The 21654-nt window shown below is 69.1% G+C and carries 20 protein-coding genes and 6 pseudogenes; 7 read left to right on the top strand and 19 right to left on the bottom strand.

Annotated features, from left to right (window positions below; genetic code table 11):
- Positions 1 to 94: 94 nt before the first annotated feature.
- Positions 95 to 584, top strand: a pseudogene (locus AB0N14_RS34420) (transposase); the annotation flags it as partial.
- Between the two features lie 155 nt (positions 585 to 739).
- Here the strand turns inward: AB0N14_RS34420 and AB0N14_RS34415 are convergent.
- The 5 genes and pseudogenes from AB0N14_RS34415 to AB0N14_RS34395 form a co-directional block, all read right to left on the bottom strand.
- A complete protein-coding gene (locus AB0N14_RS34415) occupies positions 740 to 1915 on the bottom strand; it encodes a zinc-dependent alcohol dehydrogenase (RefSeq protein ID WP_366029626.1) in 1176 nt (391 codons plus the stop codon).
- Positions 1912 to 2850, bottom strand: coding sequence for an SRPBCC family protein (locus AB0N14_RS34410; protein ID WP_366029625.1), 939 nt, complete (start codon positions 2848 to 2850; stop codon positions 1912 to 1914). The genes AB0N14_RS34415 and AB0N14_RS34410 overlap by 4 nt, the downstream gene beginning before the upstream one ends.
- Before the next feature lie 440 nt (positions 2851 to 3290).
- Positions 3291 to 4466: a glutathione-independent formaldehyde dehydrogenase gene (locus AB0N14_RS34405; protein ID WP_366029624.1), complete on the bottom strand. Its 1176-nt coding sequence runs from the start codon at positions 4464 to 4466 to the stop codon at positions 3291 to 3293.
- Positions 4467 to 4721: 255 nt separating this feature from the next.
- A pseudogene (locus AB0N14_RS34400) lies at positions 4722 to 5493 on the bottom strand (hypothetical protein); the annotation flags it as partial.
- Between the two features lie 187 nt (positions 5494 to 5680).
- Positions 5681 to 6040 (bottom strand): low affinity iron permease family protein, encoded by a 360-nt coding sequence (locus AB0N14_RS34395; RefSeq protein WP_366029623.1) that lies wholly within the window; start codon positions 6038 to 6040, stop codon positions 5681 to 5683.
- A gap of 302 nt (positions 6041 to 6342) precedes the next feature.
- On the opposite strand from AB0N14_RS34395, the pseudogene AB0N14_RS34390 reads away from it, so the two are divergent.
- Positions 6343 to 6438 (top strand): annotated as a pseudogene (locus tag AB0N14_RS34390) (sugar isomerase); the annotation flags it as partial.
- Positions 6439 to 6456: 18 nt separating this feature from the next.
- On the opposite strand, the pseudogene AB0N14_RS34385 reads toward AB0N14_RS34390, so the two are convergent.
- The 7 genes and pseudogenes from AB0N14_RS34385 to AB0N14_RS34355 all read right to left on the bottom strand — a co-directional run.
- A pseudogene (locus AB0N14_RS34385) lies at positions 6457 to 6652 on the bottom strand (MFS transporter); the annotation flags it as partial.
- A 200-nt stretch (positions 6653 to 6852) separates the two neighbouring features.
- Entirely contained in the window at positions 6853 to 7311 is a 459-nt protein-coding gene (locus tag AB0N14_RS34380; protein WP_366029622.1) for a carboxymuconolactone decarboxylase family protein, read from the bottom strand.
- Positions 7308 to 7904 carry a cupin domain-containing protein gene (locus AB0N14_RS34375; protein ID WP_366029621.1) on the bottom strand — a complete coding sequence of 199 codons (597 nt, stop codon included), beginning with the start codon at positions 7902 to 7904 and terminating at the stop codon, positions 7308 to 7310. The genes AB0N14_RS34380 and AB0N14_RS34375 overlap by 4 nt, the downstream gene beginning before the upstream one ends.
- A gap of 24 nt (positions 7905 to 7928) precedes the next feature.
- Entirely contained in the window at positions 7929 to 8849 is a 921-nt protein-coding gene (locus AB0N14_RS34370; RefSeq protein ID WP_366029620.1) for an NADP-dependent oxidoreductase, read from the bottom strand.
- A 197-nt stretch (positions 8850 to 9046) separates the two neighbouring features.
- On the bottom strand, positions 9047 to 9937 hold the full coding sequence (sigJ, locus tag AB0N14_RS34365; RefSeq protein ID WP_366029619.1) for an RNA polymerase sigma factor SigJ: 891 nt from the start codon (positions 9935 to 9937) through the stop codon (positions 9047 to 9049).
- A gap of 219 nt (positions 9938 to 10156) precedes the next feature.
- Positions 10157 to 11428, bottom strand: coding sequence for an MFS transporter (locus AB0N14_RS34360; RefSeq protein ID WP_366029629.1), 1272 nt, complete (start codon positions 11426 to 11428; stop codon positions 10157 to 10159).
- Between the two features lie 25 nt (positions 11429 to 11453).
- The gene (locus AB0N14_RS34355) at positions 11454 to 12092 is read right to left on the bottom strand and encodes an HD domain-containing protein (RefSeq protein ID WP_366029618.1); all 639 of its coding nucleotides are present in this window, start codon (positions 12090 to 12092) and stop codon (positions 11454 to 11456) included.
- Between the two features lie 506 nt (positions 12093 to 12598).
- On the opposite strand from AB0N14_RS34355, the gene AB0N14_RS34350 reads away from it, so the two are divergent.
- Positions 12599 to 13237: an HD domain-containing protein gene (locus AB0N14_RS34350; RefSeq protein ID WP_366029617.1), complete on the top strand. Its 639-nt coding sequence runs from the start codon at positions 12599 to 12601 to the stop codon at positions 13235 to 13237.
- 229 nt (positions 13238 to 13466) lie between these two features.
- Here the strand turns inward: AB0N14_RS34350 and AB0N14_RS34345 are convergent.
- Positions 13467 to 13675: pseudogene (locus AB0N14_RS34345) on the bottom strand (transposase).
- A gap of 25 nt (positions 13676 to 13700) precedes the next feature.
- Here AB0N14_RS34345 and AB0N14_RS34340 point away from each other — a divergent pair.
- Positions 13701 to 13877, top strand: a pseudogene (locus tag AB0N14_RS34340) (zinc ribbon domain-containing protein); the annotation flags it as partial.
- 105 nt (positions 13878 to 13982) lie between these two features.
- Positions 13983 to 14954 carry a GlxA family transcriptional regulator gene (locus AB0N14_RS34335; protein ID WP_366029616.1) on the top strand — a complete coding sequence of 324 codons (972 nt, stop codon included), beginning with the start codon at positions 13983 to 13985 and terminating at the stop codon, positions 14952 to 14954.
- A gap of 100 nt (positions 14955 to 15054) precedes the next feature.
- Here AB0N14_RS34335 and AB0N14_RS34330 read toward each other — a convergent pair whose 3' ends face one another.
- Positions 15055 to 15528: a rhodanese-like domain-containing protein gene (locus tag AB0N14_RS34330; RefSeq protein WP_366029615.1), complete on the bottom strand. Its 474-nt coding sequence runs from the start codon at positions 15526 to 15528 to the stop codon at positions 15055 to 15057.
- A gap of 93 nt (positions 15529 to 15621) precedes the next feature.
- Between AB0N14_RS34330 and AB0N14_RS34325 the strand changes: the two genes are divergently transcribed.
- Positions 15622 to 16113, top strand: a complete 492-nt coding sequence (locus AB0N14_RS34325) for an Lrp/AsnC family transcriptional regulator (protein WP_366029614.1) — start codon at positions 15622 to 15624, stop codon at positions 16111 to 16113.
- Here AB0N14_RS34325 and AB0N14_RS34320 read toward each other — a convergent pair.
- Together AB0N14_RS34320 and AB0N14_RS34315 are read right to left on the bottom strand one after the other, a co-directional pair.
- The gene (locus AB0N14_RS34320) at positions 16072 to 16686 is read right to left on the bottom strand and encodes a DUF4158 domain-containing protein (protein WP_366029613.1); all 615 of its coding nucleotides are present in this window, start codon (positions 16684 to 16686) and stop codon (positions 16072 to 16074) included. The genes AB0N14_RS34325 and AB0N14_RS34320 overlap by 42 nt on opposite strands.
- A 177-nt stretch (positions 16687 to 16863) precedes the next feature.
- The gene (locus tag AB0N14_RS34315; RefSeq protein WP_366029612.1) at positions 16864 to 17844 is read right to left on the bottom strand and encodes a GlxA family transcriptional regulator; all 981 of its coding nucleotides are present in this window, start codon (positions 17842 to 17844) and stop codon (positions 16864 to 16866) included.
- A 261-nt stretch (positions 17845 to 18105) separates the two neighbouring features.
- On the opposite strand from AB0N14_RS34315, the gene AB0N14_RS34310 reads away from it, so the two are divergent.
- Positions 18106 to 18975, top strand: a complete 870-nt coding sequence (locus AB0N14_RS34310) for a helix-turn-helix domain-containing protein (protein WP_366029611.1) — start codon at positions 18106 to 18108, stop codon at positions 18973 to 18975.
- 18 nt (positions 18976 to 18993) lie between these two features.
- Here AB0N14_RS34310 and AB0N14_RS34305 read toward each other — a convergent pair whose 3' ends face one another.
- The 3 genes from AB0N14_RS34305 to AB0N14_RS34295 form a co-directional block, all read right to left on the bottom strand.
- Positions 18994 to 20184 (bottom strand): acetyl-CoA C-acyltransferase, encoded by a 1191-nt coding sequence (locus AB0N14_RS34305; RefSeq protein ID WP_366029610.1) that lies wholly within the window; start codon positions 20182 to 20184, stop codon positions 18994 to 18996.
- Between the two features lie 72 nt (positions 20185 to 20256).
- A complete protein-coding gene (locus AB0N14_RS34300) occupies positions 20257 to 20898 on the bottom strand; it encodes a CoA transferase subunit B (RefSeq protein WP_366029609.1) in 642 nt (213 codons plus the stop codon).
- The gene (locus tag AB0N14_RS34295; RefSeq protein ID WP_366029608.1) at positions 20895 to 21653 is read right to left on the bottom strand and encodes a CoA transferase subunit A; all 759 of its coding nucleotides are present in this window, start codon (positions 21651 to 21653) and stop codon (positions 20895 to 20897) included. The genes AB0N14_RS34300 and AB0N14_RS34295 overlap by 4 nt, the downstream gene beginning before the upstream one ends.
- Between the last annotated feature and the right edge of the window lies 1 nt (position 21654).

Here is a 21654-nt window from a genome sequence, read left to right as displayed (position 1 = left end):
CGGCAGTCGAGTTGGGACAGCATCTCCTCCGTGATCGCCATACCAGGCCAACGAGCCGCTGATCAGGAAGCAACAGGTTGATTCTTGACGGCTTCACAAAACTGCCAATGTCGTCAATGCCCTGCCGAAATCGGCCCAGCCCGGCGCCCGCAAGGCCCTGCAGGACATCTACAACGCTGAGGACCGCGACCACGCGCTCAAGGCGGTCACCGCCTTCGAGCACGCCTACGGCGCGAAGTGGCCCAAGGCGGTGAAAAAGGTCACCGACGACGTCGAGGAGCTGCTGGCGTTCTACGACTTCCCCGCCGAGCACTGGATCCACCTGCGCACGACGAATCCCATCGAGTCGACGTTCGCGACGGTCCGGTTGCGGACCAAGGCCACCCGGGGAGCCGGCAGCGCGGCCGCCGCCCTCGCGATGGTCTTCAAGCTCGTCGAGTCCGCCCAGGCCCGCTGGCGGGCCGTGAACGCGCCCCACCTCGTCGCCCTCGTCCGCGCCGGAGCCCGCTTCGAACGCGGCCATCTCGTCGAGCGCCCCGAGGCTCACGCAGCCTGAATCACCTCAACCGACCCACAGGTATTGACTATTACTCGCCCACGGTGGCGACCGAAGCGTGATGCAGAAGGCAGGCTGTCGTAAGGCCGCCCACGTCTCCGGGTGTTTGCGTCCCGCTCTGCAGGGCCGGCTCGGCTCGTCGGCGTCAGCGAGACATGGTGCCGCCGTTCATCGGCGCGTCCCTCACGGCGTGAGGACGACCTTCTCGCAGCGGTCCTTCTTGTTCTTGAACAGGTCGTAGCCGGTCGGTGCCTCGGTCAGGGACAGCCGGTGCGTGATGACCCGGGTGGGGTCGATCTTGCCCTGCTCGATCAGGCCCAGCAGCGGCTTCATGTACTTCTGCACGTGGCACTGCCCGGTGCGCAGGGTCAGGGACCTGTTCATCCAGGCGCCCGCCGGGAACTTGTCGATCATCCCGCCGTAGACGCCGATGACCGACACCACGCCGCCGCTGCGGCAGGACAGGATGGCCTGGCGCAGGGCGTGTGGCCGGTCGGTCTCGGAGCGGACCGCCTGCTTGGCGCGGTCGTAGAGGTGGACGTGGGAGGCACCGTGGGTGGCCTCCAGGCCGACCGCGTCGATGCACTTGTCGGGGCCACGGCCGCCGGTGAGTTCGAGCAGGGCCGACCGTACGTCGGTGTCCTCGAAGTTGATGGTGGTGTAGCCCTGCGCGGCGGCCATGTCGAGCCGGTAGGTCTCCTTGTCGATCGCGATGACCTTTTCCGCGCCCAGGACGCGGGCGCTGTCCATGGCGAACTGGCCGACCGGACCGGCGCCCCAGACGGCGACGACGTCACCTTTTTGGATGTCGCACATGTCGGCGCCCATGTATCCGGTCGGCAGGATGTCGGACAGGAACAGCACCTGCTCGTCGGTGAGGTCCGACTCGATCTTGAGGGCGTTGGCGTCGGCGAGCACCACGCGGGCGTACTCGGCCTGGCCGCCGGCGAAGCCGCCGGTGAGGTGTGAGTAGCCGTAGATTCCGGCGGTGGGGTGGCCGAAGAACTTCTCCGAGACGCCGGCGTTGGGGTTGCTGTTCTCGCAGCACGAGTACAGCTCCGCGCGGCAGGCCGCGCAGGCGCCGCAGGCAATGGGGAAGGGCACGACGACCCGGTCGCCGACGCTCAGGCTGTCGTCGCTGATGCCGGGGCCGACCTCGACGACCTCTCCCATGAACTCGTGGCCCAAGATGTCGCCCTTTTCCATGGTGGGGACGTAACCGTCGACCAGATGGAGGTCCGAGCCGCAGATCGCCGTCGAGGTGATCTTCACGATGGCGTCGCGGCGGTTCAGGATCGACGGTTCGGGGACGTCCTGCACCTCGACCGAGTTGCGTCCCGTCCAGCAGTTCGCCTTCATGCCAGGGCCTCCTTCAGTTCGTCCTCCGTCAGCGGTCGGGCCGGGCGCTGCGGGAACTCCCCGCGGGCCCGCTTGCCGCCGGGTGCGCCCTCGGAACGGACAACCTCGCCGGTCTCCGTGATCTGCTTGAAGCGGCGCAGGTCGTCGTCCAGCTGCTGGTGTGGTTCCTCGCCGAAGTAACGCGCCGCGGTCTTGCCCAACACTCCCCCGGGCAGTTCGTAGCGCAGGGTCACCCGGATCTCCGTGCCCCGGCCGCCGGGGGCGGGCACGAAGCGGGCCTCGCCGGAGGTGTCGATGTCGGCACCGTCCACCGACCGCCAGGCGATCAGCTGGCCGGGGACGTCCTGGGTGGTCTCGGCGTCCCATTCGACCGCCTTGCCGAACGGCGCGCTGGCTTGCCAGTGACTGGTGCGCGGGCCGGTGACGCGCACCTCGTCCAGGTGCGCCATGAAGTCCGGCAGTCGCTCCAGGTCACTCCAGAGGGCGTATGCCTCGTCCGGGGGTTGGGTGACGGTGGTGGCCGCGGTCAGTTCCATGGGGATGCCCCTGCGGGTGCGAGTCACGGCCGCGTAGACGTCCGTGGCGGTGATGGCGGTGACCGCGGCGGTCGCGGCAACGGTGCGGCCGAGGCCGCGCCCGTCGTGGTTCTTCAGGGCCCGGGCCAGCATCGTCAGATCCATGAGGTCGCCACCGACGCGGCCCCAGAGCCAGACGGGATGCGGCCGTCCCAGCAGCCCGGTCGCCGCCGCCAGCTCGCGCACACCGACGGCGGTCGTGGCCGAGCGGTGCCGGGAGGTGTCGTCCACGCCCAGGGCCCGGGCGAAGCCCGCTGAGGCGACGACCTGGGGCACGCCCAGGAGCGCGCTGGCCCAGCCGAGGCCACGCACGAGCGGATCGTGCCGTAGGCGGGAGGTGGAGCGGGTGTCTGTTGTCATGAGTGCTCCCCACGTGCGGTGAGGTAGGTGAACGGAAGGCGAGTCACTTCAGGGGGAAGGTGAAGGGCGCATGGCGGACAACGCCCGGAGTTTCCGCGTGGTCCGCATCCAATCCGCAAGTCCCGTCATCGAACCGGCGGCGCGGCCGTTCGGTTGCGGAGTGGACGTGACGCGCGCCATAACAAGCGTGAACACCGAACTCCACGGCCCGCTTTCAGGCGCGGGTGCAGTCTCGGCCTGTCCAGTCCACGCGCGTCAAGCTGGGTGGCGGAGCCCGCCATCCGTCCTACCGAGCCGGACGCCGCCGACCGCCGCTGCCCATGTGTGACGGGAGCGCAGGTGACGACGGCCCCTCCAGCCCCGGCCGGAGCCGGGGCGATCAGCACCCGTCGGCCGGACCGGTCCGGGGGGAACAGGCGGGACGGCGGCCCTCGGGTCCCTTACCGCTTGTGGCCGTTGCCGTGTCCGTTCGGATGCAGGACCACCTTGGTCCAGCCCTCGTCACGGGCGTCGAAGTGCTCGTAGGCGGTGGGGGCCTCGTCCAGGCTGAGTTCGTGGGAGACGACGAAGCTCGGCTTCGCCTTCCCGCCGGCGATCAGATCCCGCAGCGCCCGGTTGTACTTCTTCACCGGCGCCTGCCCGGTGCCCATGTGCTGGCCCTTGAACCACATCATGCCGAAGTCGATCGGGACCTTGCCCTGCGCCTCCAGCTCCCCCTGGGCCTCGGCACCGCCGGGGTCCTCGGGCAGGAACACGCCCACCACGCCGATGTCGCCCGTGAACCTGACCGAGTCGATCAGGCCGTTGAGCGTGAGGCTGGCGTCCTCGTGTCCCTTGGGGTCGTGTGCCTGGTAGCCGACGCACTCACAGCCGTTGTCGGCGCCCAGACCGAGGGTGGCCTCCTTGACGACCTCCGCCGGATTCTGCTCGGCGGTGTTGATCGGAATGGCCCCGATCTCCTCCGCCTTGCGCAGCCGGTCGGGCTGGTAGTCGGCCACCCACACACGGCCGGCGCCCTTGAGGAGGGCGGAGTAGGCCGCCATCAGCCCGACGGGACCGGCCCCGAAGACGATCGTCTGGTCGCCCGGTTTGACGTGGGCCATCTCGGTGGCGTGATAGCCGGTGGGGAAGATGTCGGCGAGCATCACATAGTCGGTCTGCCGCTCGGCGGCGTCCTCGCCCAGACGCAGCGCGTTGAAGTCGCCGTAGGGCACGCGCAGCAGTTCCGCCTGGCCGCCCTGGTAGGGGCCCATGTCGGCGAATCCGTAGGCGGCTCCGGCCAGGGCTGGTTCCGGCTGCATGGTCAGGCAGTAGTTGGTCAGCCCCCGCTCGCACTGCTTGCAGAAGCCACAGGCGATATTGAAGGGCAGAACCACATACTCGCCGACCTGGACCTTGCGGACGGCCGAGCCGACCTCCACGACCTGGCCCATGTTCTCGTGTCCCAGGGTACGGCCAGGCTCGAACGAGGTGCGGCCCTCGTACATGTGCAGGTCCGAACCGCAGATGTTGGTGGCGGTGATCTTGACGATGATGTCGCAGGGGTGCTCGATCTTCGCGTCCGGTACGTCCTTCACCGTGACCGTTCGCGGGCCTTCATATACCGCTGCTTTCATGATGACTTCCTTCGGCGCCGCGGCATGACCGCAGCACCAGACTCCCGGGAGTTGGTGCGACGGGGTCCGTGGCTCCGGCATGCCTCTGCGGGCCGTTCGCCCGGAGCGGGTGGAACGGCGGTTCCGCCGTCGGCCCGCCAGGCGGAGCGCCGGCGCTCCGGCGGCATGCCGTGCGAGTCCCCATCGGCCTCCGACGCGAAACAACCCTTCACCGATCGATCAACGCATTCTTCGCATCCAACCTGCCGGCTCAGGTCACCAGCAGTCCTGGTCGTTCTCGAGCATGCGGCGATGTTCCTGTTCGCGCTTGGAATAGGCGGCTGCCCGGATCGCCTCGTCGCTCTCCAAACCCGATCCCAGCGCGCCGCCCACCGTGGCGACCGAAGCGACGAACCAGGCCAGCGTCCAGTATTCCGTGGCGTGCAGCGGGGCTCGTGTCATGGAGGCGAAGACTCGGTCGTTGAGGATGAAGAGCGCCCACACCAAGTTGATGACCAGCAAACCCGCGTAGCAGACGAGCACGCCGATGCCCACGGTCACGACCGTCGACGCATTGTAGAGAGCCGCCCTCTTCCTCGCCTCCGGCGAGTCCTCTGCCGTTCGATGCCACAGGTGCGCGTCCACGATCAGCCAGCCGATCATGAGTACGACGGAACCGACCGTGGCGATCACGAGCCGTGGCGTGTCCAGGGACACGGCCAGACTCCAGAGTGTGGAGTTCACGGTGGCAATTGCTCCCGTGGCGAGTGCGGCCGCCAGGGCCTTCGAGAGACCCGGGACCAACCGCCACGGCCGGTTGGCGCGAACCATACCGAAGAGCACCCTCAGGTAACCGCGCGGCCCGCTGACGACGTACCGGAGATCAACGGTCTCCTCCTCACCGATCGGGGCCGGGTGAACGGGCGCAAGACGACCGGCGAAACGTCCCAGCGTGCGCCTGACGCTGAGGAGGTTCCTCAGCCCTGGTGGCTCGCGCACCCGCCAAGCTGAGCACGACCTCTTCAGCCGCCCACTGGGCCCTTCTCTGAAAAGCGCAGGGTCCCGCGCGCCGCCACCGCGCTCGCCGCGAACTCTCCCCCGGCGACGTCGCCCGGTTCGGCAGCCGGCCTGGGGATGCCGCAGTGCCCTGCACCGCCGGTGGCGTGCAGCACTCGGCCGTCGGCGTCGTACCTCCGCTGCCGGCGCGATCCGGAGCCCGGATTCGTCGACCCGGGTCAGACTTCCTCTTCCATGCGGATGGCCCGGCGAAGATCCTCCTGCGCCTTGCGGGCCTCGCCCTCGTCCTGCTCCAGGAGCGCGGTGGCGATCGCGTCCAGCTTCCGCTGGATGGCGTGCTCGGCCCGCCGCTCGGCGTTCTTGAGCAAGGCAAGCAGCAGCAGGGTCACACAGGTCATCAGGTCTCCGGCCAGCAGCATCCACGGAACTGCCAGCTCGGCGGCGTGCGCAGCGATGAAGAACGCGACCAGTACCAGGCACAGGACGTAGAACGCCAGCGAGCTGGTGAAGTTCGACGCGGCCTCGGAGAACCGCTCGAACCGCCCCTTTCCCCCCTTGGCGGGATGCTGAACGACCATGGCGACTGCCTCCTGGGGACCGACTGGAGCCCCCATCGAGTGCCCGCACAACATGCCATCAACGCGCCCCTCCACAAAGGACGCCCAGTTGCCGGCCTGGGAGGGGCCGCCGCGTCGCGGGTCGCTACGACGCAGAGGATCCGCTGACCCGCAGTCGGCCTGAGATGTGGCCCGCCCGGTCCGACAGCGTCCAGCGGTCCAGGTTCAGGGCCCGGCGGTGTTGTTGGTGATCTCCATCCACTGGTTGTTGCTGCGGGACATCTTCCGCTTGGGGACGGCCATGGGGTCCCTCCTGCCGATGAGAGCGTCCGCCGGTCCGCGTCTCGGCCAACGAGCCCGGCGGCCTCGAGAACAACCCGGAGCCGGCGAAGCGCCGGGCCGGCCGGCTCCGCCGCACGGACCGGCCGCGGTTGGTGGACGGGCGGCGCGGGTTCGGGCAGCGGGCCGGTCTCGGCCGCCGCCCGGGCCTCGATCTCGTTCAGCACCGCGTCGGCCTGGTCGATCCTGCCCTTGCTCTCGAACCAACGGGGCGACTCCTTCAGTGCCCGCGAGAACAGGATGAAAAGAATGCCCGGCGAACTCCCAGAGGTAGACCAGCCGCCGGGACCAGTCGTCAAACACACTGCTGCTCCAGCAGGTTCCCTGGCCGAGACAGAGTGGGCGAAGAAGCTGACGGATGAGGACCGGCGCGGCCTGGCCGCCCTGTTCTGATCCAACGTCAGCCGTACGGTGCCTTCCGCCTGGGTACGGGCAAGCGGTTCGGCGTGGCTCTCCTTCGGCAGCCGGTATCGCTGCCGGTGTTGCCGTCGAGGTCAGCTGCCGACGGGGTACCGGCTGGTGATCGCGACGCGGTTGAAGGCGTTCATCACAGTTGCCAGCCAGGCGATGGCGGAAACCTGGTCTGCGGTGAGTACGGCCGCGGCGGCGTTGAAGTCCTCGTCGCTGACGTGTCCGTCCGGCACGCGTGTGATCGCCTCGGTCAGGCGGAGGGCGGCGCGGTCGATCTCGGAGAAGTAGCCGGTCTCTGCCCAGGCGGGCAGCACGGCGATCCGGTCGGGGTTTTCGCCCTTCTTGAGGGCGTCGCGGGTGTGCATGCGCAGGCAGAACGCGCAGTCGTTGATCTGGGAGGTGCGTATCCTCAACAGCTCGACCAGCAGAGGGTCGAGGCCCGCTGCGGCGGTGGCCTTCTCCACCTCCGCCGACAGGGCGATGAGGGTCTTGTAGGCGGCCGGGTGCTGCTCGCCGATGTTGACGCGCTGGAAGTCGGTCATGGTTCCTTGGATCCGTTCGTTCGGTCTGCGCCGCGCCCTTCGGGCGCGTCTTGGTAGTCGGATGGTGTGTGTTCTGGCAGGGGCAGAGTTCGTGCAGAGTGTTGTCGCCCGCTGCGTACCCTGGGCCATGACTTCGGGTCGTCGACCTTGAGCTGGGCTCCGGTGTCGGCGACGAAGACGACCAGGAGCTTGGCCGGCTTGGTCCGGCTGGCGTTCTCGGTGAGGACGTGGTGGGCGCCCGGCTGCTCGACCCAGTTCTCGCCCTGGTGGTAGGTGGTCACGGGCTTGCCTTCGAGCTGGCTGCGCACGGTGCCGTCGAGGACGTAGGCGTAGACGAACGCCTGGCCGTGCCGGTGCGGCATCGCGTGTGCGTTGGGCGGGAAGCCGACGATCGCCGTGGTGAACGTCTTGCCTTTCACATTCGGAAGGGCCTGCTGGAGCAGCGGTTTGAAGGTTTCGGGGGGTGGCGTCGATGCCGCGGCCGGGACCGCGGCCGCGGTCGTTCCCCTGGCGTGGGCGGGCTGGTCCGAGGTCGAGCAGGCTGTGGCCGCAGCCAGCGTGGCGACGGCCAGCAAACCGCCGACGATTCGCATTTTGATCACGATGGGTCTCCTGGTTCAGTCTTGAGTGATGCGGATGATCGTCTTGCCTGGGGTGCGCTTGCCGGGCGCGAACGCGGCGGGTGCCTCGGCGAGCGGCCGCACAGCACCGACGAACGGCTTGAGCCGGCCATCCCTCAGCCGCGTGGCGAGATCGGCGAGCCGGGCGCGGTCGGGTTCGACGACGAAGAAGACCGCCCGCCCGTCCTTGGGCCGGACCTTGGGCGGCATGACGATGGTGACCAGCGTGCCACCGGCCCGGACCAGGGCGGCCGAGCGGTCGAGGATGTCGCCGCCGATCACGTCGAACACGACGTCGGCCTCGCCGGCGTCCTCCAGCTTCTCGGTCCGCAGGTCGATGAAGGTGTCGACGCCGAGTGCGAGTGCCCTGTCCCGGTCGGCGGCCCGGCCGGTGCCGATGACGCGGGCGCCGGCCTCGCGGGCCAGCTGCACCGCGATGGATCCGACGCCGCCCGCGGCACCGTGGATCAGGACGGTCTGGCCTGTGGTGAGGCGGCCGTGGTCGAACAGGCCCTGCCAGGCGGTCAGCCCGGAGATCGGCAGCGCGGCGGCCACGGTGTGGTCGATGTCCGCCGGCAGCGGGGCGAGGTTGCGCGCCTCCACCGCGATGTACTCGGCGAGGGTGCCGTTGCGGGTCCAGTCGGCCAGGCCGAACACCCGCTGTCCGATGCTCAGGCCGGTGGTGCCGTACCCCAGCTCTACGACGACACCGGACAGCTCGTGTCCGGGCACGCTCGGCGTCCGGTCGCGGCCGGCGCGATCGGTCCACGTGGCGGGCCAGTCCAGCTCTCCTCGGGTGAAGCCCGCGGCGTGCACCCGCACGACGACGTCGTTCTCGGACGCATGGGGGTAGGGCATGTCCGTCAGGGACATCCCGGCAAGACCTGCGTTACGGTCTCGCACAGTGATGGCTTGCATACAGTTCCTTACTGGGAGCGGCAACTCGAGCGCACAGCCGGTTCCCGCAGGACTCGGTTCGCGCGCAGGACTCATAGCGGCTGCAGGTAGATGTATGCCGTTGTGCATGATCGGTCTCACCTGCTCGCGCGCATTCCTTCGTCACCCGTTTTGCGTTCTCATCAGGGAGACGAGGTAGCCCCTGCGGGTGTGACAGCTCAGACGCGAGCGAGTTTGTCGGGATTGATGACCTTGCGGTACGCGGTGATCAGACCCTCTGTGATCTGGACCGTGTCGACGGAGTAGACCCGGCCTTCCCGGTGGAACACCAGGGCGAGCTCGCCGCCGACCTCGGCGAAGTCGATGCGGTCCGGGTGCCACTGGCGTCCCGTACGCACCATGACCTCGGCGACGCGCTCGCCGCCGTGGATGAGCTTGCGTGCCGCCAAGACCTTGCCACCGCCGTCGGTGGCGTAGACGGCGTCCGGGTGCAGGAGCCTGACCAGGCCGGCCAGGTCCCCGGCCTCGTAGGCGGCGCGGAAGACCGTGAGGACGCGTTCGCGCTCCGCCTTCGACGCCTGCGGCGTGGACTGCTTCGCTTTGGCCACCCGCCGTCGTGCCCGCGAGGCGAGCTGCCGGGCACCCGGCGTGGAAACGTCCAGCACTTCGGCGATCCGGCCGAACTCAAGACCGAAGACATCGTGCAGGACGAAGGCCACCCGCTCCGGCGAGCTCAGCTCTTCCATGATCAGGAGCATCGCCGAACTGACGGACTCGTCGACGAGTACCGGCTGCGATGCGTCCGGTCCTGTCAGCAGCGGCTCCGGCAGCCACGGCCCGACATAGTTCTCCCGGCGGGAACGGGCACTTTTGAGGATGTCGTACGACCGTCGCGCGGCCACTGTCACCAGCCAGGCCCGCAGATCACCGATGTCCTGCAGATCCGCTCCGGCCGCCCGCAGCCACACGTCCTGGGTCACATCCTCGGCATCGGCCGCACTCCCCAGCAGCCGGTAGGCCACACCGAACACCGCGGGCCGGTGCCTCTCCCATTGGACTCCGAGCGGATCCTCCTGCTCGGACCGCCCGGGCCCGTGCCCGTCACCCATACAGATCGCAACCTCCTCCGGTCTGCGGATCCAGCGTAGTTATGCGTACTCAGGATCTTCCAAGACAGCTCCGCGGAAGCGAGCCGGCCCGCTCTGACACGGCAGCCGTAAGCCGTGATCAAGCTGCTTTGGGGATGGTGTCGGCGTGGGGCGGTGTTTCCTGGTGGAGCCAGCATCCCTTGGGCAAGCCCACCCCGCACCCCACTCGCTGCGGCGCGCTCAGCAGCGGGTCCGTTCGCTGTGAGGTCCGCTTTCCCGGCCCGTGCGTATCGGATCGCCGGTGAGCCTGTGAGCGCGTGATCGTCCGGCGTGGAGGGCCGCACCCAAGGACAGCGCCCCGACGAAGCCGACGTACAGGTAGCCCGTGGTCTGCAGTCCCCATGAGGGCGCCGCGAGCCCGGCCGCGAGGGACGGAAGACTCAGCGCCGCATAGCTGATCACGTAGACGGCCGAGAAGACCTCCGACCGCGACGTCGCGGTGGTGACCGCGCTGATGGCGCGGAGGTTGCCGTTGAACGTCAGGCCGACGCCCAGCCCTGCGACGACCGATCCGCCCACGTATATGGCCGGCGACGCAGCAGCGATGGCCACCGCCAGTCCGGACGCACCCAGAGTCAGGAGAACCGCCCCCAGCAAGGTGGCGACCCGTGCCGTATGCCGAAGGGACCACAACCCGCCCACGCTGTTGGCCACAAACAGCGCCGCAATGCTGAGCCCGCCCGCAGCGCCGGACCGCACATGCAGGACATTGCTCACCAGGGACGGAGTGAGCGCGAGGAACAGACCCGTGACGGACCACCCCGCGACGAGGGCGGGAACGGAGCCGAGGAACTCCGGCCGGGCTTCCCGGGGAACCCGGACTCTCGGTCGCAACGACGCCAGTCCAACCGCTCGCGGGGCGAGTGTCTCAGGGATCGTGAGGGTGACCGCGGCCAGAACGACGAAGGTCAGCGTAAGGACGGGAAAGACATACGCATCGGGACGTGAAGTCGACTGAACCAGCAACCCCACCACTCCCGCACCGGCGGCCATGCCGATACTCGTGCCGACCCCTGTCGTCATAGGCCCCAGATGCGGACGTCGCTCGGGTGAGAACTCGACCAGTCCGGCGGCAAGACCGCCCGTGGCTGTCCCCGTGGCGATGCCCTGCACCATCCGGGCGATCACGAGGGAGACCATGCCGTCGGCCGTCCAGAAGATCGCCGTGCTGGCCGCCGCCACCAAAAGGGCGGCGACCAGCACCGGGCGGCGACCCAGGTGGTCGCTCAGCGATCCGACCGTCAGCAACGCGCCGAGCAGACCCACGACATACACTGCGAAGATCACCGTCAGCATCGTGACCGACAGGCCCCAACGCTCCCGGTACAGCGGGTAGATCGGTGACGGTGCGCTTGCCGTGGCCATCATCACCACATTGGCGCAGGCCAGCACGGCGAAGGCCGCACCTCGCCCGAGACGACGCGCGTCGCCAGGGCGACTCACACGGTTCATCACGTTGCCTTTTGTGCCGTCCTGATCAGCTCGGCCAGGGAGCGCCCATGATGCGCTCGACCGTGGTTGTGCGACGGAAGCCGGGAACGAAGTGCTCCAGCACATCCGAATTCACGGTTCCGTTCGTGGTCTCCGGGCGGTACTTGAGCCCGTCGACGAAGGCCTGCAAAAACTCGTTCTTGAAGTCGCCCCGCGGATGGACGGCGATGATCTCGTCCACCTGGCTGCGATCCAGCTCGTCCAGACCGAAGCCGAGCACGTCGGTCAGAACCCCGAAATTCGTGATCGCGATCTCCGGGCCCATCCGCCCGGGAATTCCCGGGGTCGTGTGCAGCGCGATCGCCGTCCACACCACGTCGGCGGCCTCGGCAGGGAACCCGCGGTCGAGCATGAACTTACGTGCGTGGTCGGCTCCATCGACCTCGAAGCGCTGCTCTACGTCGGAAAACGGCGTCAAGAGGCCGGTGTCATGAAACACGGCGGACAGGTAGAGAAGCTCCGGGTCGGGCTCCAAACCGAGCCTGCGAGCATGAATGACGCCGAAGACGAAAACACGCCGGGAGTGATGGTAGATGAGAGGGCTGGTCATCTTCTGCATGAGGCGGGTGGCTTCGGCGACCGCCGCCGTTTCAGGAATCTCTACCCCCGCGATGATCTCGCTCATGACCTCTGCGCCTTCCGATATCAGTGAGCCACGAATGGACGGTGCGTCCGTCTTCCACACTGCCAACCACCCGGTGTCCGGCGCTGCCTCGGTCCGGCCATCAGTCACCCGAATCCGGACAGGCGGGCAGCGGGGGCGTGGGCACGGTTCCTCGTCGCGGGCAGCGACTGAACGTGGAAGCGCGGCGGCATCCAGCGTGTCCTGGGACCCGGCAGGTGCCCTCGGCCGCCAGGCGCTCCTCAGCCGGACCAGTCGCAGGCCGCTCTGCTGTGATGGCCGCCCCGCGCACAGGCGGCCGACAAGATCACGTTTCTGCGCTTACTTGGCCACGGGAAGTGCGTTCCGTGGCCAAGTCGCCAGCCGGTCGGCTGTCGCCTCCCGCAGACCTCGCGTCCGGATCTGTGGGATGCACGTCCGTTTGGACACTTCCAGCTACCAGACCGACTTGGGACCCTGGACATGAATCAGAGCGACCCATTCCTCGACCTTTCTCTTCAGGAGGCGCAATGCCCGAAACCGTTGCCGGGATCACGGTCCCGGACACCGCCCTGGTCCGCGAGGCGACCGCTCTGGTACGCCAGTCGGCCGACGACACGCTGTTCCACCACTCCCGCAGGGTGTTCCTGTGGGGAATGCTCAAGACCGCTGCCCGGGGACTCGAGGTCGACCCCGAGCTCGCCTACGTCGGCGGCCTCTTCCACGATCTCGGGCTGACGGCCGACTACCGCACGAAGGACCGCCGCTTCGAGCTCGACGGCGCCGAGGCGGCGTACGGCTTCCTGCGTGACCACGGCCGCAGCGAGGAGGAGGCACGAAACGTCTGGCTTGCGATCGCGCTGCACACCACGCCGGAGGTTCCCCTCCACCTCGCGCCCGAAGTCGCCGTGGTGACGCTCGGCGTCGAAACCGACGTCCTGGGCCTGGACCTCGAGCAGATCACCCCGGTACAACGTGCCGAGGTCGTCGCCGCCCATCCACGACCGGATTTCAAGAACCGCATTCTCCAAGCCTTCTACGACGGCATGGCCGACCGGCCCGACACCACGTTCGGCACCATGAACGACGACGTCCTGGCACACTTCGACCCCACCTTCCAGCGCAGGGACTTCGTCACTGTCATACGGACAAACGCCTGGCCCGAGTGACCTGGTTCGCGATCACCTTGGCGACGTCGCGGGTTCACCAGCGGTGGGCAACGGGCCGGCCCGGTGCTCTTGGCCCGGGTCGGCCCACCGAGCGGTCCGCTGCGCCGCGAGCTGAACCGGTCCATCCGTTGATCTTGCGTGGGTATCCCCGGCTTCAGCCGGGGAGGGAAACGCATCCTCGGCCCGGAGGCGCGCAGCGCCGGAGTGCGCTCCGCCTGCGTGGTGAGGGTCAGACGGGCCGCTTCTGGCCCTCGATGTACTGCCGGATGACGGTCAGCGGTGCACCACCGCAGGAACCCGCGAAGTAGGAGCGGGACCAGAACACCGACCCCGTCCCGATGTGGTTGATCCGGTCGGTGTACTCGGCCCGGAGGTACCGGGAGCTGACGCCCTTGAGGCTGTTGATCAGCTTCGGGCGACTTTGGGCGGGTAGTGCACGAGCAGGTGTACGTGATCGGCTTCGCCGTTGAACTCCCGTAGCTCCACCTCGAACGAATGCGGGCACACCGCCAAGGAGAACCGGCCCGCACAGGAGAAGTTCCACTGCGTCGCCTGCGGCCACAACGCGCACGCGGGCACGGTGGGCGCTGTCAATGTCCTACGGGCCGGGCTGGTCCGTCGCGAAGCCGCACCGGCATAGCGAGAAGCCCCCCTCATCCATGAGGGGGAGGAGTCACATGGCGAAGGACTCTGCGCGCGCTCCGGGACGTCCCGGTGTTGATCAAGGAAAGGAGCCGACAACCGCATGACCGTCCATCGTGTCGCCTTCCTCGTGTTCGACGGAATGAAGATGCTCGACGTCTCTGGCCCCGCGGAAGTATTTGCTGAAGCGAATGCTCTCGGCGCCTGTTACTCGCTGCGTTACGCCTCGCCGTCCGGCGAGCCGGTACGCACGTCGATCGGTACACGCCTGCCCGCGGACGCGGCTGCGGCGGAGGTTGACGTCGACACACTCGTCGTCTCGGGTGGGGATCTGCTCGTCACTGAGCCGATCCCGTCAGACCTGACAGAAGCCGTCCGGCTGCTGCGTGCCCGCACACGCAGGCTTGTTTCCATTTGCACCGGCTCGTTCGTCCTCGCTGCCGCAGGCCTGCTTTCGGGACACCGCGCGACCACTCACTGGCGCCACGCCCAGCTGCTCGCGCGCGCCTACCCCGACATTCACGTGGAGCCCGATTCCCTCTTCGTCGAGGATCGCGACATCTTCACCTCGGCGGGTGTCACCGCCGGTATCGACCTTGCGCTTTCCCTCGTCGAGCGTGACCACGGTGCGGATCTGGCACGTGACGTCGCCCGAAGCCTGGTCATGTTCATGCAGCGCCCCGGAGGGCAGTCCCAGTTCTCTGCACCGCTGAAGGTGAGCGCGCCGCGCACGCCCGCACTGCGGGCAGTCACCGACCTCATCTCGGCGCAGCCCGCGCTCGAGCACAGCACGGATTCGCTGGCGGCCCTCGTCGGTGTCAGTCCCCGACATCTCACCCGGCTGTTCAACACCGAACTCGGCAGGACCCCGGCCAAGTTCGTCGAACACGTGCGGCTGGATCATGCAAAGGCCCTGCTCGACGCCGGTCACAGCGTGTCCGAGAGCGCCCGAGCCGCCGGGTTCGGCAGTCCCGAGACGCTGCGACGGGCCTTCGTGGCCCGACTCGGTGTCTCGCCCGGCCATTACCGCGCCCGGTTCGCGGCAACGCACTCAGACCCGCGCCGCCCGCAGTGAGCTTCCCCCGCTGTGCGGGGTGGCTCGCACAGTCTCGCCACCGCAGGCAGGTCGGCCAGCACGGCTGGGCGGACCGTGCCGTCCAGCCGTGTGGTGTGCGTCAGCATGCGCAGGTGATGGAGCCGATCGGAGCGGTCAACGGGTCCGCCTCGCGCTGCTCGGTACCGGCCAGGGATGCAACCGGGAAGCCCTCGCGGATCCAGTACTCGATACCACCGATCATCTCCTTGACCCGGTAGCCGAGCTGGCTGAGGGCGAGCGCCGCGCGGGTGGCGCCGTCGCAGCCAGGCCCCCAGCAGTAGGTAATGACCGGGACCTTCGGGTCGAGCAGGCTTGCGGCCCGGGTCGGGATGTCGGCGGTGGGCAGGTGGACCGCGCCCGGCACATGACCTTGCTGCCAGCCGGCGCTCCCACGTGAGTCGACCAGGACGAAGCCCGGGTCGCCGGAGTCGAGTGAGGCGCGGACGTCGGAGACGTCCGCCTGGAAGGTGAGGCGTGCGGTAAAGAAGGCGGCGGCTTCGATGGGAGGCGCGGGCGGCACATGCAGTGCAGGGCTTGCAGCAGGCTTGTTCATGGGTGAAACACTACGAAGTGCAGCCACACGCTGGAACAGACGATCCCCGGTCGTTCCGGACTGCGACCGGGGATGCCATGGTATTCCTTGTCCATGGCCGCCGATTCCATTGACGAGACCGACATGCGCATCCTGGAAGCCCTGCAGCGGGATGGGCGGGCCAGTTACGCCGAGCTGGCACGGACCGTGTCCATGTCGGCCAGTGCTGTCACCGAACGGGTGCGGCGGCTGGAAGAGAGCGGTGTGATCCGCGGCTACTCGGCAGTGGTGGACCCACAACGACTTGGACTCGGCATCCTGGCCTTCGTCCGCCTCCGCTACCCCACGGGCAACTACAAGCCGTTCCACGATCTGGTTGCGACCACGCCTGAGATCATGGAAGCCCACCACGTCACAGGTGAAGACTGCTTCGTGCTCAAGGTCCTCGCCCGTTCCATGCGCCACCTCGAAACAACGACGGGCCGAATCGCCGGACTCGGCTCCGTCACGACCAGCGTCGTCTATTCCAGCGCACTCTCGGACCGCGCGATCACGACGATGGCCTCATCGCCAGAGCGGCAAGATCGGGTGCATCGGCCTGCATGACGATCTTGTGGCCCATCGAGGCTGACGAGCTGACCCATGCCTGTGCTCGTCCGCGAACCGCACTACCACGGCGGGCACCACCGCCAGGTCCTCGTAGGGAAAGGTGCTGACCGCCGAGCCCACCAGCCGGGCGATACGCCCCGGCGTCGGCGGCTCCAGCCGGTCCTTGCGGCAGCGGGCCACCACTGCCCCCGCCAGCCGGTCCCGGTTCAGCTCCACCCCGCACAACTCCACCGCCAGCCACTCGGCGAGCTGGGCCTGGTCCTCCTCGGTGCACTCACGGAAGCCGAACGCGCCCCGGATCTCCATCCGATGCCGCTTGATCGCCCGCCCCGACCAGTCGTACGCGGCCCACTCCTCCGCGGACACCTTCACCTGCTGAGCGACGTACGACACCGCCGGCACCGGGATCTCCTCGGCATCCTCCGGGAACCGGGCCTCCACCTCGAGGAACTTCAGCAACAGCGCGAACCCCAACCGGTTCGCCCCCGACTTGTTTCGCAGCCGCTCCTGGTCCTCCTCCAGCAGCGTCCAGACCTCGGTCAGATCCTCCGGCTCCCACTCCTGCCGCACCCCGGTCTCCCTCCGGTCGTCATGGCCGGACCAACCTCGCCGAGCACGGCCCTCGAGGAGCCCAGAAGATCAAAAACGCTGACAAGCACACCCCAGATCCGCTACAGAGAGCTACTTGTCACTTCGCGGCAGCTTCGGGAGAACAGGGCCGTCTTCGATGTGCCGAGGAGCATGTCGTCACGTCCCCGCCTGCGCGCGGCGAGCCGTGCTGAAGCGGCGCTGATAGGCAGCGGGACTGATGGACGACTCTCGTGCGAAGACCCGGCGCAGACTCTCGTAGCTCGGGAATCCTGCCAAGGCGGCTGCCTGGGTCGCGGTGTACCCCTGATCGAGGAATGCTTTGGCGAGGTCGAACCGGATCGACTCGACGTACCGGGCCGGCGTGGTGGACAGCTCCTCGCGGAACAGCCGCGTGAGATGGCGGGGGCTGACATTGAGATGCTTGGCGAGTTCACCGAGGGAGTGATTGCCCGCAGGATCCGCCTGGACAAGGTCGACGACTCCGCGCACCGCGGGAGACCGGGGCGGCGGGCCCTGCAGCGGAGCGGAGAACTGCGACTGACCGCCCGCGCGTTGCAGGTAGACCACCAGGGCGCGGGCGACGTCCCGGCTGAGCTCGGACCCGTGGTCCTCCTCCACGAGAGCCAGCGCCAGGTCGATGCCGGCGGTGACCCCCGCCGAGGTGTACGTGGTGCCGTCGCGTACGTAGATGGCGTCGGGCTCGACACGGGTCTTCGGACACCGGGCGGCGAGTTCGCCTGCGACCTTCCAGTGAGTGGTGGCACGCTTTCCGTCCAGCAGGCCGGTGGCACCGAGGACGAACGCCCCGGAGCAGACAGAGGCGACACGGCCGGAGCGGGCCGCCAGGTCCCTCGCGGCCTCCACCAGATCGCGCGTGACGGGAGTCCTGGGATAGATGTCGCCGCCCGGCACCACGAACGTGTCCGGGGCCGGCTCGGAGGCGGGGCCGCCGTCGACGGTGATCCGTATGCCGACCGACGACGTGACGTCGGCACCGGTCGTCGACAGCAGGGCGATCCGATAGCCGGCGCCGAGTCGATTGGCTTCCGCGAACACGTCGGCGGGACCGGCGACGTCCAGGAGTTTCACCCCGTCGTAGACAAGCATGGCGACCCGGTGTTGCATGTCGGAGCTCACGGTTCTCTTCCTCAGGCATTTGGATTCGAGTGACTGGCCGCCGGACCGAGGCCGTGCGTACGCCGCGGTCCGGACTACGGAGGACGGCCACTGCCCGCTCGTCCTCCACCACTCGGGAGCGCGGACATCATGACCGACATCATCGCAGGGACGTCCCGGTCGTGGCGGCCGGCGCCGGGCTGCAAGCGTGCGCCGCCCTTCTGCTCTCGCCGTTATGATTTAGAATTCAACTACAATGCGGTGCCACGAGGAGGTCGCATCATGGCGGAGCTGGGTCTGGCCGACACGGTCGGCATCCTGCGGCAACCCGGTGTGCGGTCGCGGCACAGCAGCGCCGGGCTCGGGTGGGAGCGGCTGTACCTCTCCACCCAGGAGGAGCAGCCCTATCGTGCCGCCTTCGATCCGGCGCCCACGCATCTGCTGATCCTGCACCTGAGCGGCCCCGTCACCGTGCGGCGGGGACGGGGGGCGGGCACACGGTCGCGGACGATCCCGGCCGGTGGGCTCTTCCTGCAGCCGGCCGGCCGTACCCTCGCCGTCGAACTCGGCGGCAGGCTCGACACGGTCCACGCCTACCTCACCGACGACGCGCTGTGCGAGGCGAACGACGGACGGCCCGTGGAGCTGTCCGAGGAACTCGGCACCACCGATCCTCTGGCCGAGCAGCTTCTGCTCGCGCTGGCGGGCGCGGTGCGCTCGTGGGAGCCGTCGGCCCGTACCTACACCGACCACCTGACCGGGATGCTCGCCGTACAGCTCGCCCGGCGGCACGGCGTCCGCGACGCCGTGCCGCCGGGCAGCCGGTCCGGGCTGTCCGCACTCCGGCTCGCGGCCGTCCGCGAGCTCATGGAGGAACGGCTGGCCGAACCGCTGCCGATCGCGGACCTCGCCGACGCGGTCTCGCTGAGCCCCAGCCAGTTCACCCGGCAGTTCCGGGCGAGCACGGGACAGTCGCCGCACCAGTTCCTGCTCGCGCTGCGTCTGGAGCGGGCGTCCCGGCTGCTGCGCACCGGTACCGACCCGATCGCCGAGGTGGCCGTCGCCTGCGGGTTCTCTCACCAGGAGCACCTCACCCGGGTGATGCGCGCCCGGCTCGGCACCACCCCCGCCGCGCTGCGCCGCTCGGGCTGAACGCGGCGGCTGCGGCCCTCAGCGTTCCAGCACCAGCGCCAGTGCCTGGCCCACCCCGATGCACAGCGCCGCCAGCCCCGTGCCCGTGCCCGCCGCGGCCAGCTGATGCGCGACTGCTCCGGTGATGCGCGCTCCCGACGCGCCCAGCGGATGGCCGATGGCGATGGCACCGCCGCGCGGGTTGACGAAGCGCGGGTCCAGCTCGGGAAGGGCGGCCAGGCAGGCCAGTGCCTGGGCCGCGTAGGCCTCGTTGAGCTCGACGATGCGCAGGTCGGCGGGGGCGAGGTCCGCCTTGGCGAGCACCTTGCGGATCGCGTCGACCGGCCCGAGCCCGAAGTACTGCGGCTCGATGCCCGTCACCGCCGCCGTCCGCACTCGCGCCAGCGGCTCGCGTCCGATCGCCGCGAGCCCCTCCTCGTCGGCGAGCAGCAACGCGGCCGCCCCGTCGTTGAGCGGCGAGGCGTTGCCGGCGGTGATGGTGCCCTCCCCGCGGAACGCCGGCTTCAGCTTGGCGAGGGCCTCCAGGGAGGTGTCATCGCGGATGTTCTCGTCGCGCGGCAGGCTGACGTCCTCGACCGGGACGACCTCCCCGTCGTACAGGCCCTCGCGCCAGGCGCGCGCGGCGTTGCGGTGGCTGGCGAGCGCGAACGCGTCCTGTGCCTCGCGGGTGACGGCGTACTTGGCGCCGACCAGCTCGGCGCTCTCGCCCAGCGGGATGGTCCACTCCCGCGGCATCCGCGGGTTGACCAGCCGCCAGCCGAGCGTCGTCGAGTACAGCTGCTGGTCCTTCGCGGGAAAGGCCCGATCCGGTTTGGGCAGCACCCAGGGTGCGCGGCTCATGGACTCGACGCCGCCCGCCACCACGACGGAGGCGTCACCGAGTGCGACGGCGCGGGCCGCCTGAACGACGGCTTCCATGCCGGATCCGCACAGCCGGTTGACGGTGGCGCCGGGCACGCTGACGGGGAGGCCGGCGAGCAGCACGGCCATGCGGGCCACGTCGCGGTTCTCCTCGCCCGCGCCATTTGCGTTGCCGAGCAACACGTCGTCGATGCGCGCCGGGTCCAGATCAGGGCTGCGGTCGAGAAGGGCGCGCAGCACACCGGCGGCCAGGTCGTCGGGGCGTACGCCCGACAGCGCACCGCCGTGGCGTCCGAAGGGGGTTCGGACAGCGTCGACGACGTACACGTCACGCGGTCGCTCGAACATGGAGGACTCCCGGCTGGTCAAGGAGGGCGGTCAGGGGCGTCAGGGCGGCTGTGGTGGGGACGGTCAAGGGCGTCAGGGTGCCTTGGGTGGGGGCACGGTCAAGGGCGTCAGGGCGGCGACCTCGTCGGCCGTCACGCCCGGTGCGGTTTCCACGAGGGCCAGTCCGTGCGGGGTGACGTCGAGCACGCACAGGTTCGTGATGATCCGGTCCACGCAGCCGCGGCCCGTGAGCGGCAGGGTGCACTCCTCCACGATCTTGGAGGTGCCGTCCTTCGCCGTGTGCTCCATCAGCACGACGATCCGGCGGACCCCGTGGACGAGGTCCATCGCACCGCCCATACCCTTGATCATCTTTCCCGGCACCGCCCAGTTGGCCAGGTCGCCACGGGCGGAGACCTGGAGCGCTCCCAGGACGGCGGTGTCGATGTGGCCGCCGCGGATCATGCCGAAGGAGAGCGAGGAGTCGAAGAACGACGCGCCCGGGAGCACGGTGACGGTCTCCTTGCCCGCGTTGATGAGGTCGGCGTCGACCTCGTGGGGCGAGGGATAGGGACCGACGCCGAGCAGCCCGTTCTCCGAGTGCAGGACGACGTCGACGTCCGGGGGCAGGAAGTCGGCGACGCGCGTGGGCAGTCCGATGCCGAGGTTGACGTAGTCGCCGTCCCGCAGCTCGCCGGCGGCGCGGGCCGCCATCTCGTCCCTGCTCCAGCTCATCGTTCGCGCACCGTTCTCTTCTCGATTCCCTTGTCGGCCGCCTGCTGCGGCGTCAGCGCCACGACGCGCTGCACGAAGACCCCCGGCAGGTGCACCTCGTCGGGGTCGAGCCGCCCCGGCTCGACCAGTTCCTCCACCTCGGCCACCGTGATCCGGCCGGCCATCGCCGCCAGCGGGTTGAAGTTGCGTGCCGCACGGTGGAACACGAGGTTGCCGTGCCGGTCCCCGCGGGCGGCCCGGACCAGCGCGTAGTCGGTGGTGATGGCGTGCTCCAGGACGTGGTCGACGCCGTCGAAGCCGCGCACCTCCTTGGGCGGCGAGGCCACGGCGACCGATCCGTCCGAGGCGTAGCGCCACGGCAGCCCGCCCTCCGCGACCTGTGTGCCGACACCGGCCGGGGTGTAGAAGGCGGGGATACCACTGCCGCCCGCCCGTAGCCGCTCGGCGAGGGTGCCCTGAGGAGTGAGTTCGACCTCCAGTTCACCGGCGAGGTACTGACGGGCGAACTCCTTGTTGTCACCGATGTACGAGCCCGTGACCCGGCGGATGCGGCCCGCCGCCAGCAGGACGCCGAGGCCCCGCCCGTCGACCCCGCAGTTGTTCGACACGACCGCGAGGCCGGTCGCCCCGGTCGCGTGCAGGGCAGCGATGAGGACCTCCGGGACACCGCTCAGTCCGAAGCCCCCGACGGCGAACGACTGTCCGTCCGTCACGTCCGCCAGGGCCTCACCGGCCGTGGCCACGAGCTTGTCCATC

The sequence above is a fragment of the Streptomyces sp. NPDC051104 genome (assembly GCF_040682835.1).
GTDB lineage: Bacteria > Actinomycetota > Actinomycetes > Streptomycetales > Streptomycetaceae > Streptomyces > Streptomyces cynarae.
This window is presented reverse-complemented; position numbering and strand designations above follow the sequence as displayed.